The following is a 13,599-nucleotide window of genomic DNA, read 5'->3' as shown; positions in this document are numbered from 1 at the left end:
GCGCGGCATGGCTCTGAGCATCGGCATGGTGACCGTCGACTCCACCGACCCGCGACCGCTCGCGCAGTGGTGGGCGCGCCAGCTCGGCGGGCGGGTCGTCGACGAGTCGGACGGGTGGTTCCTCGAGGTCGTGCCCGCCGAGGGGGTGACCGCCCCGGTGCTCGGCTTCCAGCGCGTCGAGGACCCGACGCCCGGGAAGAACCGGCTGCACCTGGACCTCGGGGCGTCCGACCGCGAGGCGGACGTCGCCGCGCTCGTGGCGGACGGCGCGACGTTCGTCGCGGAGCACACGATCCCGGGCTACCGCTGGGCCGTGCTCGCGGACCCGCAGGGCAACCAGTTCTGCGTCGGCGCGGCCGACGGCTCGGCGACGACCGTCGGCTGAGGCGCCGGGGAACGCCCGTCCGTCAGCCGGCGAGGGCGGCGAGCCGGGCGGCGAGCTCGACCGGTCGGCTGAGCGCGACGAGGTGGCCGCCGGGCAGCGTCTCGACCTCGGTACCGAGGCGCTCGCGGGCGACGGCGCGCTGGAAGGGCAGGGGGAAGAGCCGGTCGTCGGCGCCCTGGAACACGACGGTCGGCACGTCGGGCCACGAGCGGGCAGGCCACGGCTCGGCGAACGAGCGGTCGGACGGCTGCCGGTCGCTGCTCTGCACGGCGGCCGCGACCGGGTCGGGCACGTCGTGGAAGAAGTCGTCCACCGGGTCGAACGGCCCGAGGCCCGTCGCGGCACGCCGCGCGGCGTGGTCCGTCGCGCGCCACCAGTCGGCGCCCGACTCGCCCGGCAGCGGGATCATCGGGTTGAGCAGCACGAGCAGGCGGACCGGCTCGCGCTCGCACACGAGCGGGCCCACGTACGCACCCATGGACTGGGCCACGACGACGAGGTCGCCCCGCTCAGCGGGCCCGGCCGCGCGGTGCAGGGTCGCGACGGCGATGTCGGTGAGGTCGGCCCAGCCGTAGGCCTCGTCGTGCTGGGGCAGGTCGACGGGCACCGGCAGATGGCCGAGCCGGTCGAGCTCGGGCGCGAGCAGGTCCCAGTACGCGGGGTCGCCGCCGGCGCCGGGGAGCAGGAGAAAGGTCGTCATGCACGTTCGGACGGTCGAGCGCGCGCCGTCTCATCGGTCGAGGCGCGGCGCGTCCGTCCCGTCCAGGACGTGCGCGTCCGCGCCGTCGCGGACGAGGCCGTCCATGTCGAGGGCGACCGTCGCGCTCTCCGCGACGCCGGGCTCCCGGGCGGCGCGGCGGCGGACCAGGACGACCACCCCGACGGCCACGGCGAGGACGAGCGCGACGAGCGCCGCGACACCCCACGGCGACCCGGTCGCCGCGGCGAAGGCGGCCGTCCACACGGCCCAGCCGACGGTCGCGTAGATGGTCGCGTGGACCGCGCACCCGAGCGTCATCGCGGCGAGGTAGCGGCCGAACGGCATCCGGACGACCCCGGCGGCGGCGTTCACGACGGTCTTGGTGCCGGTCGCGAGGAAGGACACGGGGACGGCGAGGACGCCCCAGCGGCGGACGGTCTCGATCCCGCGCGCCGCCGAGCGTCCGGACAGCCAGGCGTGGACGCGCGCGACCCACGGCCTCACGGGCCGCGTGCGGTCGAGCGTCCACGTCGTGACGAGCCGCGCGATCCAGTACGTCGCCTGCGTCCGCACGAACGCGATCGCGAAGAAGAACGCGAACAGCGCGGCGAACGGGGCACCGTCCAGCGCGTCGGGCACGGCTCAGTCCCGCGCGGAGGCGCGGGCGCACCCCGCGCACGTGCCGAACAGCTCGATCGTGTGCTGGATGTCGACGAACCCGTGCGACGTGCCCACCTGGTTGGCCCACGTCTCGACGGTCGGGCCGTCAATCTCGACCGTGCGGCCGCACGTGCGGCACACGAGGTGGTGGTGGTGCTCGCGGCGCTCGCACCGGCGGTAGAGGTTCTCCCCCTCTTCGGTGCGCAGCACGTCGACGTCGCCGCCGTCCGCGAGGCTCTGGAGCGTGCGGTAGACGGTCGCGAGCCCCACGTTGTCCCCGCGGGTGCGCAGGATCTCGTGGAGCTGCTGGGCGCTGCGGAAGTCGTCGAGGTCCTCGAGCGCGTCCGAGACGGCGGCGCGCTGCCGGGTCATGCGCTGCACGTGTCACCTCCGGGTGTGCGGTCCGACGCCCCCGAGGGTACGAGGTCCAGCTCGACGTCGTCGGGGATGTCCGGGTGCGGGTCGCGCGCCACGCGCGGGCGTCGCCGGACCCACAGGGGCCGCAGGACGGCGACGAGCAGGTAGGCCGCGATCGCGAGGACCACGATGGTCGCACCCGGCGAGACGTTGTTCCAGTACGTGAAGGACAGGCCCGCGACGCACACGACGACGCCCACGACGGACGCGACGAGCATGGTGCGGCGGAACGAGCGCGTGACGAGCTGGGCGACCGCGACGGGCACGATCATCAGCGCGCTGACGAGCAGCAGCCCGACGACCCGCATCGACACCGTCACGGTGAGCGCCGCGACGACGGCGACGGCGATGTTGAGCGTGCGCACGGGCAGGCCCGACGCGCGCGCGAACTCCTCGTCGTGGCTCACGGAGAACAGGGCCGCGCGCAGCCCGACCCCGACGAGCAGGATCACCGCGCTGAGCACGACGGTGAGGACGAGGTCCGACGACGTCACCGTCGAGATCGAGCCGAACAGGTACTGCATGAGGCTGCCGGACGAGCCGCCCGCGAGGCCGATGAGCAGGACGCCGCCCGCGATGCCGCCGTAGAAGAGCAGCGCGAGCGCGAGGTCGCCGCTCGTGCGGCCGCGCTCGCGCACGACCTCGATGGCGACCGCACCGAGCACGGCGGCGACCACCGCGCCGGGGATCGCGAGCGCGTCGTTCGGCACGACGCCCATCGCCGCCCCGACGAGCCAGCCGAGCGCGACGCCGGTGAGGGCGACGTGCCCGATGCCGTCGCCGAGGAGCGAGAGCTTGCGCTGCACGAGGTAGGTGCCCACGACGGGCGCGCTGACGCCGACCAGGAGCGCGGCGAGGAGGGCACGCTGCATGAGCGGGTCGGTGAGCATCAGGGAGATCTCGGAGAGCAACGTGGTCATGAGGCCGTCCTGGGTGCGTGGCCCGCGGCGAGGTCCGGGTTCAGGGTGTCGGTGAGGCCCGTCTCCGGTCCGGCGGTGCGGTTGTCGGTGTCCGCGGGCTCGTGCGGGTGCAGGTGCTGGTGCGTGGCGCCCGCGTGGGTCGACGACGCGCGGGGCGGGGCGCCGTCGTGCACGACGCGGCCGTGGCGCAGCACGACGGCGCGCTCGATGAGCGGGGCGAGCGCCCCGAGCTCGTGGAGGACGACGAGCACGGTGAGCCCGTCGCCGACGAGCCGCGTCATGGTCGCGGCGAAGGCCTCCTGGCTGGGCTTGTCGACGCCCGCCACGGGCTCGTCGAGGACGAGCAGGTCGGGCCGGCGGACCAGGGCGCGGGCGATGAGCACGCGCTGCTGCTGGCCGCCCGACAGCTCGGCGGTGGAGTCGTCCGCGCGGTCGGCGAGCCCCACGAGGTCGAGCGCCTCGACCGTGCGCGCCCGCCAGCCGCGGGGGAGCCGGAGGCGGCCGCCGCCGAGGAGGCCGGAGGCGACGACCTCGGACGCGGTGGACGGCATGCCCGACGGCGCGGCGACGCGCTGCGGCACGTACCCGAGCCGCCGCCAGGGCAGGCGGGGACCGAGCGGTGCGCCGAACAGGTCGACGGAGCCACGGGAGAGCGGGACGATCCCGACGAGCGCCCGCACGAGCGTCGACTTGCCCGACCCGTTGGCGCCGAGGACCGCGACGACCTCGCCGGCGCCGACGGTCAGGTCGATCCCGCGCAGGATCTCGCTCCCGCCGAGGGTCACGTGGACGTCGCGCGCGGCGACGAGCTCCGCTGCGCCCGTCATGAGCAGACGAGACCGGAGGTGAGCGCCTCGAGGTTGGACTCCATGACCTCACGGTAGTCCGTCGCACCGTCGGCGAGGCTCTCGATCGGGTCGAGGAGGGCGGTCTGCACGCCGAGGTCGTCGGCGAGCGTCTGGGTCACCTTGGGGCTCACGAGCGTCTCGAAGAAGATCGTGGTCACGCCGTTCTCGCGGACGATCTCGCCGACCTCGCGCAGTCGCGCGGGCGACGGCTCGGCCTCGGGGTCGATGCCCGAGATGCCGACCTGGTGGAGGCCGTAGCGCTCCGCGAGGTAGCCGAACGCCTCGTGCGACGTCACGAGCGTCGCGCCGGCGCACGGCGCGAGCGCCTCGGCGAGCTCGGTGTCGAGGTCGTCGAGGTCCGCGGTGAGGGCGGCGGCGCCGGCGGCGTAGTCGTCCGCGTGGTCGGGGTCGATCGCGGAGAGCTCGTCGGCGACGGCGTCGCCGACGGCGGCGAGGCGCGTCGGGTCGAGCCAGAAGTGCGGGTCGGTCGCGCCGTGGTCGTGGCCGTCGCCGGACTCGTCCGCGTGCTCGGCGTGCTCCTCCGCGCTCTCGTCGGCGTGCTCGCCCTCGCCGCCCGGGTGCTCCTCGAGCCCGGCGGACTCGGCCGCGTCGACGACGTGCTCCGGGGCTCGCTGCTCGATGCCCTCGTCGACGGCGGGCTGGAAGCCCGAGAGGTAGACCACGAGGTCGGCGTCGCCGATCGCGCGCACCTGGGCGGGCGCGAGCTCGAGGTCGTGGGGCTCGGCCGCGGGCGGCGTGAGGTTGGAGACGTCGACGTGGTCGCCACCGACCTGCTCGACGACGTACTGCAGCGGGTAGAACGACGCGAGCACCTGGAGCCGCCCGTCGTCGCTGCCATCGGAGCCTCCGGAGCCGCCGTCGCCGGGGGAGCACGCCGCGACGAGCGCGGCCGTGGCGAGGACTGCGGTGGTGGCGAGGGCGCGGCGGCGCGGGGCGGAGGAGCGGTGCATGACCACCAGTGTCCGCCTTCTTGAGAATGAATGTCAAAACCGATCCCGGTGAGGCCGGTCACGGCCGGGTACGCTGGTCGGTCGGCGCCCGAGCGGGCGTCGCCCACCCGTCCAGCCCCCACGAGCCACGTGCGGGGCCGTGAGCACCAGGAGTGATGTCCGTGGCCGCAGCGCCCTCACCCACCGCCCGTCTCGACGCCGTCGTCTCCCTCGCCAAGCGGCGCGGGTTCGTCTTCCCCTCGGGCGAGATCTACGGTGGTACCCGCTCCGCCTGGGACTACGGGCCGCTCGGCACCGAGCTCAAGGAGAACATCAAGAAGCAGTGGTGGCGCGCCATGGTCACCAGCCGCGACGACGTCGTCGGCCTCGACTCGTCCGTCATCCTCCCGCGCCAGGTCTGGGTCGCCTCGGGTCACGTCGGCGTCTTCACCGACCCGCTCACGGAGTGCCTGCACTGCCACAAGCGGTTCCGTGAGGACCAGATGATCGAGGAGTTCGAGGAGAAGAAGGGCCGCGCGCCCGAGGGCGGCCTCGCCGAGATCGTGTGCCCCAACTGCGGCACCCGCGGGCAGTGGACCGAGCCGCGCGACTTCAACATGATGCTCAAGACCTACCTCGGCCCCGTCGAGGACGAGTCCGGCCTCCACTACCTGCGCCCCGAGACGGCACAGGGCATCTTCGTGAACTTCGCGAACGTCATGGGCGCGAGCCGCAAGAAGCCGCCGTTCGGCATCGGCCAGATCGGCAAGTCGTTCCGCAACGAGATCACGCCCGGCAACTTCATCTTCCGCACGCGCGAGTTCGAGCAGATGGAGATGGAGTTCTTCGTCGAGCCGGGCACGGACGCCGAGTGGCACCAGTACTGGATCGACACGCGCACCGACTGGTACGTCGACCTGGGCATCGCGCGCGACAACCTGCGTCTGTACGAGCACCCGCAGGAGAAGCTCTCGCACTACTCGACCCGCACGGTCGACATCGAGTACCGCTTCGGCTTCTCCGGCTCGGAGTGGGGTGAGCTCGAGGGCATCGCCAACCGCACCGACTTCGACCTCAAGACCCACGCCGAGCACTCCGGCAAGGACCTGTCGTACTTCGACCAGACGAAGAACGAGCGCTGGGTCCCCTACGTCATCGAGCCGGCCGCGGGCCTCACGCGCTCGCTCATGGCGTTCCTCGTCGAGGCGTACACCGAGGACGAGGCGCCGAACGCGAAGGGCGGCGTGGACACGCGCACGGTCCTGCGCCTCGACCACCGCCTCGCGCCGGTCAAGGCCGCCGTGCTCCCGCTGAGCCGCAACGAGCAGCTCTCGCCCAAGGCGAAGGACCTGGCCACCGAGCTGCGCAAGTACTGGAACGTCGACTTCGACGACGCCGGCGCCATCGGCCGCCGGTACCGCCGTCAGGACGAGATCGGCACGCCGTTCTGCATCACGGTCGACTTCGACACGCTCGACGACCAGGCCGTGACGATCCGGCACCGCGACTCGATGGCCCAGGAGCGCGTGGCGCTCGACAAGGTCACCGAGTACCTCGCCGGGCACCTGCTCGGCGCCTGACTTTCCGCCCGGCCGCGCGGGGAGCCCGCGCGCGCCGGGCACGCAGGAGGGGCGGGACCTCGTGGTCCCGCCCCTCCGTCGCGTCGTCCGGGACGCGTCGCCCCCTGCGGCCTCGCGCTAGCGGGCCGCCCCCTTCGCCCGGTTGAGCAGGCCGACCACGAGGCTCACGACCAGCACGATGATGCCGATCCAGATGAGGATCTTCGCGGCTTCGATGGCGACACCGAGGATGAGCAGCACGGCGCCGACGATGACCAGGATGAGCCAGAGAGGCATGTCGTCCCTTTCGTCCGTGTCCGACCTGGATTGCCGGACCTCCCCACCGTCACACAGGTCACGTCCACTCGCTCGCTGAGAGGCGATCGCGGCGGGGCTCCGACCGGATGGGACAATGGAGCGCGTGACTGCTCCCGCCACCGTCCTCAGCACGACGACCGCCGCCGACCCCGGCGCGGGTCGGCTGCTCGCGCCGCTGCAGATCGGTCCGATCGTCGTCGACACGCCGGTCGTGCTCGCGCCGATGGCGGGCGTCACGAACCGGGCGTTCCGCACCCTGTGCCGCGAGGCGGGCGCGAGCGGCGGTGACGACCCCGGTCTCTACGTGGCCGAGATGGTGACGAGCCGTGCGCTCGTGGAGCGCAACACCGAGGCGCTGCGCATCGTGACGTTCGGCGCGGACGAGACGCCGCGCTCCGCCCAGGTGTACGGCGTCGACCCGGCGACCGTGCGCGAGGCGGTGCGCATCATCGTCGCCGAGGACCGTGCCGACCACGTCGACCTCAACTTCGGCTGCCCCGTGCCCAAGGTGACGCGCAAGGGCGGGGGAGCGGCCCTGCCCTGGAAGCGGGACCTGTTCACGGCGATCGTGCGAGGCGCGGTCGAGGCGGCGCGCCCGTACGGTGTGCCGGTCACCGTGAAGATGCGCAAGGGCATCGACGACGACCACCTCACCTACCTCGAGGCGGGCCGGATCGCCGAGGGCCTGGGCGTCGCCGCGGTCGCGCTCCACGCGCGCACGGCCGCCGAGCACTACTCCGGCACCGCCGACTGGACCGCGATCGCCCGCCTCAAGGAGGCCGTGACGAGCGTCCCGGTGCTCGGCAACGGCGACATCTGGTCCGCCGAGGACGCCGTCCGCATGGTGCGGGAGACGGGCTGCGACGGCGTCGTCGTCGGCCGCGGCTGCCAGGGGCGGCCATGGCTGTTCGCCGACCTCGCCGCCGCGTTCGCGGGGCGCCCCGAGCGCGTGCGTCCCGGGCTGCGCGAGGTGGCCGACACGATCTACCGCCACGGCGAGCTCATGATCGAGTACTTCGACGGCGACGAGGGCAAGGGCATGCGCGACCTGCGCAAGCACATGGCCTGGTACCTCAAGGGCTACGCGGTCGGCGGCGACGCGCGCCGCGCCCTCGCGATGGTCTCGACGCTCGACGAGCTGCGGGAGTACCTCGACGCGCTCGACCAGGACGCGCCCTACCCCGGCGAGGCCGCCGAGGGTCAGCGCGGCCGCGCAGGGTCGCCCAAGACGCCGCACCTGCCCTACGGCTGGCTCGACTCGCGCGAGCTCGACGCCGAGCACGAGGAGCGCCTGCGCGAGGCCGAGCTGAGCGTCTCCGGCGGCTGACGGCGGCTGACGGCAGCTCGGCGGGCGAGCGGGGACGCGGCGATGCAGCGAACGGGCGAGCCGTCGTGGCGCCTGTCCGTGGCGGACGGGCACGACCTGGACCTCCTGCTCTGGTTCCGCGACGCGCTCGGGCTCGTCGTCCTTGGCGACGACGTGCCTCCCCGCGCGGTCCCGCGGCCGCCGGACCGGTCGGGTCTGCTGGCGGACGACGAGCGGGTGGCGGCCTCCGGCCGGTGGGCCGCGTGGTGGCGGGCCGCCCTCGCGTTCGCGGGCGAAGGCCAGGTGGCGGAGCCGCCCGCGGGAGAGGGGCCGTTCCTCTCGTGGGTGCGCGAGCGCGCCGTCGTGCACGAGGCGATCGGGGCGCCACCCGGCTTCGCCGCGCTGGGCGACGTGCCCGCGCTGCGCGACGCCGTCGTGCGCCTCTTCCCGGAGGCGTGGCGCGACCTCTCGGCGCGTGAGGCGGCCCGCGCGGGGGAGCTGCCCCGGCGTGCGACGGCGGGCGACCACCGCGGGCTGGCCGCGCTCGCCGACGACGTGGCCCGTGCGCACGGCGTCGGGATCGGGGCGGTGCGCGGCGCCGTGCTCGTCGTCGCCGTGGAGGGGCCCTGGTGGCGGCTCGTCGGCCCGGGCGTCGTGGCGTGCTCCCCGGACGACGGCGACGACGCGGCGCTTGCCGCGGTGGTCGTCCGGGCCGCGTTCGAGTCCGGGCTGCGGGCATGACGACGGCCGGGGCCCCTGGGGGCCCCGGCCGTGCCCGGGGGTGTCGCCGCCCCTTGTCGGCCCCGACGAGCGCGCAGGTCAGTGCGCGCGCAGCCAGACCGTCGTGTCGGACGGGACGCGGACCTGCGGGTCGGCCGAGCGGTCGGTGAGCACCGGGCCCGACGCGACGAGCACCTCCGTGCCGCGCGGCAGCACGACGGGCTCCGTGCCGAGGTTGGCGAGGACGACGACGTCGCGGTTGCGGAGCGCGACGACGTCCGCGGAGCCCGCGAAGTCCTCGACCCACGCGAGCGTGCCGGAGCCGAGCCGCTCGGCGCGGCGCGTCGCGAGCGCGGTGCGGTAGGTCTCGTAGGTCGAGCCCTCGACGCCGCGCTGGGCGTCGGCGGCGTAGCGGCCGTAGGACGCGGGCTGGGGCAGCCACGTCTTCCCGGACGGACCGAAGCCGAAGCCGTCGGCGTCCGCGTGCCAGGGGATCGGGATGCGGCAGCCGTCGCGGCCCGCCTCGGCGCCCTGGGTGCGGAAGAAGGCGGGGTCCTCGCGCACGTCGTCGGGCAGCGCGGTGTGCTCGGGCAGCCCGAGCTCCTCGCCCTGGTAGAGGTACGACGACCCGGGCAGTCCGAGCATGAGCAGCGACGCGGCGCGCGCGCGGCGCAGGCCGAGCTCCTCGTCGGGCTGCGGGTCGTGCGCGAAGATCCCGTTGGGGCGCAGACCCGGGTCGGCGAGGCCGAGGCGCGACGCGTGCCGCACGACGTCGTGGTTCGACAGGACCCACGTCGTGGGAGCGCCGACCTCGTCGTTCGCGCGCAGCGACGCCGCGATCACGGTGCGCAGCGGCGCCGCCGACCACGCGGTGGTGAGGAAGGAGAAGTTGAACGCCTGGTGCATCTCGTCCGGGCGGACGTAGCGCGCGAGGCGCGAGAGCGGCTCGACCCACGCCTCGGCGACGAGGGCGCGGTCGCCGTCGTACCCCGCGAGGACGCGGTGCCACGCACGGTAGATCTCGTGGACGCCCTCCTGGTCGAACATCGGGCCGGAGTTGCCGGCGCCCGTGGACCCGTCCTCGGGCGCGCCCGGGTCGGTCTCCTCCTCGGCGGTGCCCTCCACCATGGACACGGTGCCGTCCCAGTCGGGCAGGCCGTCGGCCTTGATCATGCCGTGCGCGACGTCGACGCGGAACCCGTCCACGCCCTTGTCGAGCCAGAAGCGCAGGACCTGCTCGAACTCCTCGCGGACCTCCGGGTTGTCCCACGCGAGGTCGGGCTGGGTCGAGTCGAACAGGTGCAGGTACCACTGGCCGGGGGTCTCGTCCTCGGCGCCGGTGACGGGGCGGGCGCCCGGGCCCGCGGTCACGCGGGTCCACGCGGGGCCGCCGAAGATCGACTGCCAGTTGTTCGGGGGCAGCTCGCCGTGCTCGCCCTCACCCTCGCGGAACACGTAGCGAGCGCGCTCGGTCGAGCCCTCGGGCGCGGCCAGCGCGGCCTGGAACCACGCGTGCTGGTCGGACGTGTGGTTCGGCACGAGGTCGACGATCACGCGGATGCCGCGGGCGTGGGCCTGGGCGAGCAGCTCGTCGAAGTCGGCGAGCGTGCCGAACAGCGGGTCGACGTCGCGGTAGTCGGCGACGTCGTAGCCGGCGTCCTTCTGGGGCGAGCGGTAGAACGGGCTCAGCCACACCGCGTCGACCCCGAGCTCGGCGAGGTGGTCGAGCTTCGACGTGATGCCGGGCAGGTCGCCGACGCCGTCGCCGTCGCCGTCCGCGAAGGAGCGGGGGTAGACCTGGTAGATCACGGCGTCGCGCCACCACTCGGGCGCCTCGCCGGGGCCGGCGTGCACGAGCGCCCCGGTGCTGAAGGGTGCGGGCGCGGCGGCCGGCGCGGTGGTGCTGGCGGTCGGCATCGAATCGATACGAGTCATCGAGCTGTCGGTCCTCACGTGCGTGGTGTCGGGGTTCTTCAGGGGGATCACTCGGCAGGCGGAGCGGGGTGACGCCGACCCTCCGTCGAGTGTAAGCGCTTGCGGTGACGGGTCGACGGCGTCCGTCCCGACAGGCTGGCGGGCAGGTCGTCGACGCCGCAGCGTGAGTCGTGCCTCGGGTCGTGCTGCCGCGGCGTGCCGTCGTCAGGCGGTGGGTCCGCCGGTTGCCGGGGCGGCGCCCGTGGAGTCGCGGACGATGAGCTCCGGCTGGAACAGCAGCTCCGAGCGCGGGGCGCGCTCGCCCGCGATCTCGGTGAGCAGCGCGCTCACCGCGGCGTGCGCCATCGCGTTCACGGGCTGGCGCACCGTGGTCAGGGGCGGGTCGGTGAAGGCGATGAGCGGCGAGTCGTCGTAGCCCACGACCGAGACGTCCTGGGGCACGCGCAGGCCGCGTGAGCGGGCCGCGCGGATCGCGCCGAGCGCCATGAGGTCGGAGCCGCAGACGATCGCGGTGTGCCCGGAGTCGATGAGGTCGCCGGCCGCCGCCTGCCCGCCCTCGACGGTGTACAGCGTGACGACGACGTGCTGCGCCGCCTCGGACTCGTCGGCCACGAGGCCGTGGCGCACGAGGGAGTCGGCGAAGCTCGCGAGCTTGCGCTGGGCGGGCACGAAGCGGTCGGGCCCGATCGCGAGCCCGACGCTCCGGTGCCCGAGCGAGACCAGGTGGCGCACCGACAGCTCGACGCTCGCGACGTCGTCGGGCGAGACGAAGGGCGCGTCGATGCCCTCGGCGAACCCGTTGACCAGCACGATCGGGATGCCGCGGCTGCGCAGGCGCTCGTAGCGCTCGTGGCTCGCCTGGGTGTCGGCGTGCAGGCCGGAGACGAAGACGATGCCGTCGACCGCGTGGTCCATGAGCATCTCGACGTAGTCGTCCTCGGTCGTGCCGCCGGGAGACTGCGTGCACAGCAGCGGGGTGTACCCGTGCTCCGACAGCAGCGACTCGATCGTCTGGGCGAACGCGGGGAAGACCGGGTTCGTCAGCTCCGGGACGACGAGGCCCACGAGGCCGGCCGAGCGGGTGCGCAGCGTGGAGGGGCGTTCGTAGCCCAGCACGTCGAGAGCGGCGAGGACCGCCTGGCGGGTCTCGCTCGCGACGCCGGGCTTCCCGTTGAGGACGCGCGAGACCGTCGCGGTGGAGACGCCGGCCTGGGCGGCGAGATCGCTGAGACGGGTGCGCACATGGGGAAGCGTAGGGGACACCGGACCTCCTCGTCCTGGTCGTCCGGTCGGTGGGCCGTGCGCCTCCGTGGGGAGGCGCGCGGACCCGTCGGCCGGGGGAGGCGGGGCGGGCGCCGGTCGACGCCCTGCAAAGCGTTGCATGAAAGTTACCGCAACGACTTGCATCGGTGCCACCTCGCGCTCTACCGTCGTCGCATCAGGGCCACGGTCGGTGCGAAACCGACGTCGGCCGCCACCGCACTGCAACATGCTGGGAGTGACCACTGATGCGACGGAGCATCCTTCTTGCCGCCGCGCTGACCACGACGTTGGCGCTGGCCGCCTGCTCGTCCGGCGGCTCGGGAGACGAGAGCACCGACGAGCCGAGCGCCGAGGACACCTCCGCCGGCGGCACGCTCACCGTCTGGGTCGACGAGACCCGCCAGGACGCCGTGACCGCGGCGGCCGAGTCGTTCGAGGCCGAGACGGGCACGACCGTCGAGGTCGTCCTCAAGAACTTCGAGGACATCCGCGCGGACTTCCTCGCGCAGGTCCCGACGGGCGAGGGCCCCGACATCACGGTCGGCGCGCACGACTGGCTCGGCGAGCTCACGACGAACGGTGTCGTGGCGCCGCTCGAGCTCGGCGACAAGGCGGCCGACTTCGAGAACGTCTCGATCCAGGCGTTCACGCAGGACGGCCAGGTCTACGGCCTGCCCTACGCGATCGAGAACATCGCCCTGATCCGCAACACCCTCCTCGCGCCGACCGCTCCGGCGACGTGGGACGAGGCCGTCGCCGCCGGCCAGGCCGCGGGCACCCAGTTCCCGATCCTCGTGCAGTCCGACGGCGACAAGGGCGACCCGTACACCCACTACCCGTTCCAGACGTCGTTCGGCGCCCCGGTGTTTACGCAGAACGAGGACGGCAGCTACACGTCCGAGCTCGCGATGGGCGGCCCCGAGGGCCAGGCGTACGCGCAGTGGCTCGGCGCCCAGGGCGCCGCGGGCGTGCTGAGCCAGGACACGACGTACGACATCGCCGTCGAGGCGTTCAAGAACGGCCAGTCCCCGTTCATCGTCGGCGGCCCGTGGATGATCGAGTCGTTCGAGGGCATGGAGCTGTCGATCGACCCGATCCCGACCGCGGGCGGGCAGCCCGCCCAGCCGTTCGTCGGTGTCCAGGGCTTCTACCTCAGCGCCGAGAGCAAGAACGCGATCGTCGCGAACGACTTCCTCGTGAACTTCCTGTCCACGGAGGAGGCCCAGCTCGCCCTCTACCAGGCAGGCAACCGTCCGCCGGCGCTGACGGTCGCGGCCGACTCCGCCTCGGCGGGCGACCCGATCGTCGCGGGCTTCCGGGCCGTCGGCGCCGAGGCCGTGCCGATGCCCTCGATCCCCGAGATGGCGTCCGTCTGGAGCTTCTGGGGCGTCACGGAGGCCGCGATCGTCAGCGGTGCCGACCCCGTCCCGACCTGGGACAAGATGATCGCCGACATCCAGGGCGCGATCGACTCCTGACCTGGTCCCGGTCGCCGTCGCGGTGCGCAGGACGTCCCTGCGCACCGCGACGGCGCGTCGGCACCACCGACCCGGCACCGGCTGCGACGCAGCACGACGACACTCGGGAAGACGCGGGACGCACCGCGTCCGACGACCTC

14 protein-coding genes are annotated in these 13,599 nt (G+C 73.8%); 5 read left to right on the top strand and 9 right to left on the bottom strand.

All coding sequences use genetic code 11. From position 1 onward, the window contains the following. Positions 1-7: 7 nt before the first annotated feature. Positions 8-385 (top strand): VOC family protein, encoded by a 378-nt coding sequence (locus ACFC2L_RS13395; protein ID WP_375824790.1) that lies wholly within the window; start codon positions 8-10, stop codon positions 383-385. A gap of 22 nt (positions 386-407) precedes the next feature. On the opposite strand, the gene ACFC2L_RS13390 is transcribed toward ACFC2L_RS13395, so the two are convergent. The 6 genes from ACFC2L_RS13390 to ACFC2L_RS13365 are packed head-to-tail and all read right to left on the bottom strand — an operon-like array spanning position 408 to position 4,901. Beyond that, positions 408-1,085, bottom strand: a complete 678-nt coding sequence (locus ACFC2L_RS13390; protein ID WP_375824789.1) for an alpha/beta hydrolase — start codon at positions 1,083-1,085, stop codon at positions 408-410. 30 nt (positions 1,086-1,115) lie between these two features. Further along, entirely contained in the window at positions 1,116-1,724 is a 609-nt protein-coding gene (locus ACFC2L_RS13385; protein WP_375824788.1) for a DedA family protein, read from the bottom strand. Positions 1,725-1,727: 3 nt separating this feature from the next. Continuing rightward, entirely contained in the window at positions 1,728-2,117 is a 390-nt protein-coding gene (locus tag ACFC2L_RS13380) for a Fur family transcriptional regulator (RefSeq protein ID WP_253050294.1), read from the bottom strand. Next, on the bottom strand, positions 2,114-3,082 hold the full coding sequence (locus ACFC2L_RS13375) for a metal ABC transporter permease (RefSeq protein WP_375824787.1): 969 nt from the start codon (positions 3,080-3,082) through the stop codon (positions 2,114-2,116). The genes ACFC2L_RS13380 and ACFC2L_RS13375 overlap by 4 nt, the downstream gene beginning before the upstream one ends. Next, positions 3,079-3,909, bottom strand: a complete 831-nt coding sequence (locus tag ACFC2L_RS13370) for a metal ABC transporter ATP-binding protein (protein ID WP_353708945.1) — start codon at positions 3,907-3,909, stop codon at positions 3,079-3,081. The genes ACFC2L_RS13375 and ACFC2L_RS13370 overlap by 4 nt, the downstream gene beginning before the upstream one ends. Beyond that, the gene (locus tag ACFC2L_RS13365; protein ID WP_375824786.1) at positions 3,906-4,901 is read right to left on the bottom strand and encodes a metal ABC transporter substrate-binding protein; all 996 of its coding nucleotides are present in this window, start codon (positions 4,899-4,901) and stop codon (positions 3,906-3,908) included. Before ACFC2L_RS13365 ends, ACFC2L_RS13370 begins: the two co-directional genes overlap by 4 nt. 161 nt (positions 4,902-5,062) lie before the next feature. Between ACFC2L_RS13365 and ACFC2L_RS13360 the strand changes: the two genes are divergently transcribed. Next, entirely contained in the window at positions 5,063-6,460 is a 1,398-nt protein-coding gene (locus ACFC2L_RS13360) for a glycine--tRNA ligase (RefSeq protein ID WP_237843107.1), read from the top strand. A 117-nt stretch (positions 6,461-6,577) separates the two neighbouring features. Here the strand turns inward: ACFC2L_RS13360 and ACFC2L_RS13355 are convergent, their stop codons facing one another. Next, positions 6,578-6,736 carry a hypothetical protein gene (locus ACFC2L_RS13355; protein WP_157759413.1) on the bottom strand — a complete coding sequence of 53 codons (159 nt, stop codon included), beginning with the start codon at positions 6,734-6,736 and terminating at the stop codon, positions 6,578-6,580. 115 nt (positions 6,737-6,851) lie between these two features. Between ACFC2L_RS13355 and dusB the strand changes: the two genes are divergently transcribed. Both dusB and ACFC2L_RS13345 read left to right on the top strand, forming a co-directional pair. Then, a complete protein-coding gene (gene dusB / locus ACFC2L_RS13350) occupies positions 6,852-8,084 on the top strand; it encodes a tRNA dihydrouridine synthase DusB (protein WP_375824785.1) in 1,233 nt (410 codons plus the stop codon). A 42-nt stretch (positions 8,085-8,126) separates the two neighbouring features. Then, positions 8,127-8,804: a hypothetical protein gene (locus ACFC2L_RS13345; protein ID WP_375824784.1), complete on the top strand. Its 678-nt coding sequence runs from the start codon at positions 8,127-8,129 to the stop codon at positions 8,802-8,804. A gap of 78 nt (positions 8,805-8,882) precedes the next feature. On the opposite strand, the gene ACFC2L_RS13340 is transcribed toward ACFC2L_RS13345, so the two are convergent. Both ACFC2L_RS13340 and ACFC2L_RS13335 read right to left on the bottom strand, forming a co-directional pair. After that, positions 8,883-10,700, bottom strand: a complete 1,818-nt coding sequence (locus ACFC2L_RS13340; RefSeq protein ID WP_375824783.1) for a glycoside hydrolase family 13 protein — start codon at positions 10,698-10,700, stop codon at positions 8,883-8,885. 222 nt (positions 10,701-10,922) lie between these two features. Further along, positions 10,923-11,960, bottom strand: a complete 1,038-nt coding sequence (locus ACFC2L_RS13335; protein WP_375824782.1) for a LacI family DNA-binding transcriptional regulator — start codon at positions 11,958-11,960, stop codon at positions 10,923-10,925. Positions 11,961-12,226: 266 nt separating this feature from the next. Here ACFC2L_RS13335 and ACFC2L_RS13330 point away from each other — a divergent pair, with 266 nt between their 5' ends. Further along, positions 12,227-13,459 carry an extracellular solute-binding protein gene (locus tag ACFC2L_RS13330; RefSeq protein WP_375824781.1) on the top strand — a complete coding sequence of 411 codons (1,233 nt, stop codon included), beginning with the start codon at positions 12,227-12,229 and terminating at the stop codon, positions 13,457-13,459. Positions 13,460-13,599: the final 140 nt, after the last annotated feature.

It is taken from the genome of Cellulosimicrobium sp. NPDC055967 (assembly GCF_042269845.1).
Taxonomy (GTDB): domain Bacteria; phylum Actinomycetota; class Actinomycetes; order Actinomycetales; family Cellulomonadaceae; genus Cellulosimicrobium.
Note: the sequence above shows the minus strand (reverse complement) of the source record. Positions and strands in the feature narration are given on the sequence as shown.

Bases quoted from the DNA above. Each gene is read 5' to 3' on its own strand.
- ACFC2L_RS13395 (WP_375824790.1), top strand. From the start codon at position 8: ATGGCTCTGAGCATCGGCATGGTGACCGTCGACTCCACCGACCCGCGA.
- ACFC2L_RS13390 (WP_375824789.1), bottom strand. From the start codon at position 1,085: ATGACGACCTTTCTCCTGCTCCCCGGCGCCGGCGGCGACCCCGCGTAC.
- ACFC2L_RS13380 (WP_253050294.1), bottom strand. From the start codon at position 2,117: ATGACCCGGCAGCGCGCCGCCGTCTCGGACGCGCTCGAGGACCTCGAC.
- ACFC2L_RS13375 (WP_375824787.1), bottom strand. From the start codon at position 3,082: ATGACCACGTTGCTCTCCGAGATCTCCCTGATGCTCACCGACCCGCTC.
- ACFC2L_RS13370 (WP_353708945.1), bottom strand. From the start codon at position 3,909: ATGACGGGCGCAGCGGAGCTCGTCGCCGCGCGCGACGTCCACGTGACC.
- ACFC2L_RS13365 (WP_375824786.1), bottom strand. From the start codon at position 4,901: ATGCACCGCTCCTCCGCCCCGCGCCGCCGCGCCCTCGCCACCACCGCA.
- ACFC2L_RS13355 (WP_157759413.1), bottom strand. From the start codon at position 6,736: ATGCCTCTCTGGCTCATCCTGGTCATCGTCGGCGCCGTGCTGCTCATC.
- dusB (WP_375824785.1), top strand. From the start codon at position 6,852: ATGGAGCGCGTGACTGCTCCCGCCACCGTCCTCAGCACGACGACCGCC.
- ACFC2L_RS13345 (WP_375824784.1), top strand. From the start codon at position 8,127: ATGCAGCGAACGGGCGAGCCGTCGTGGCGCCTGTCCGTGGCGGACGGG.
- ACFC2L_RS13340 (WP_375824783.1), bottom strand. From the start codon at position 10,700: ATGCCGACCGCCAGCACCACCGCGCCGGCCGCCGCGCCCGCACCCTTC.
- ACFC2L_RS13330 (WP_375824781.1), top strand. From the start codon at position 12,227: ATGCGACGGAGCATCCTTCTTGCCGCCGCGCTGACCACGACGTTGGCG.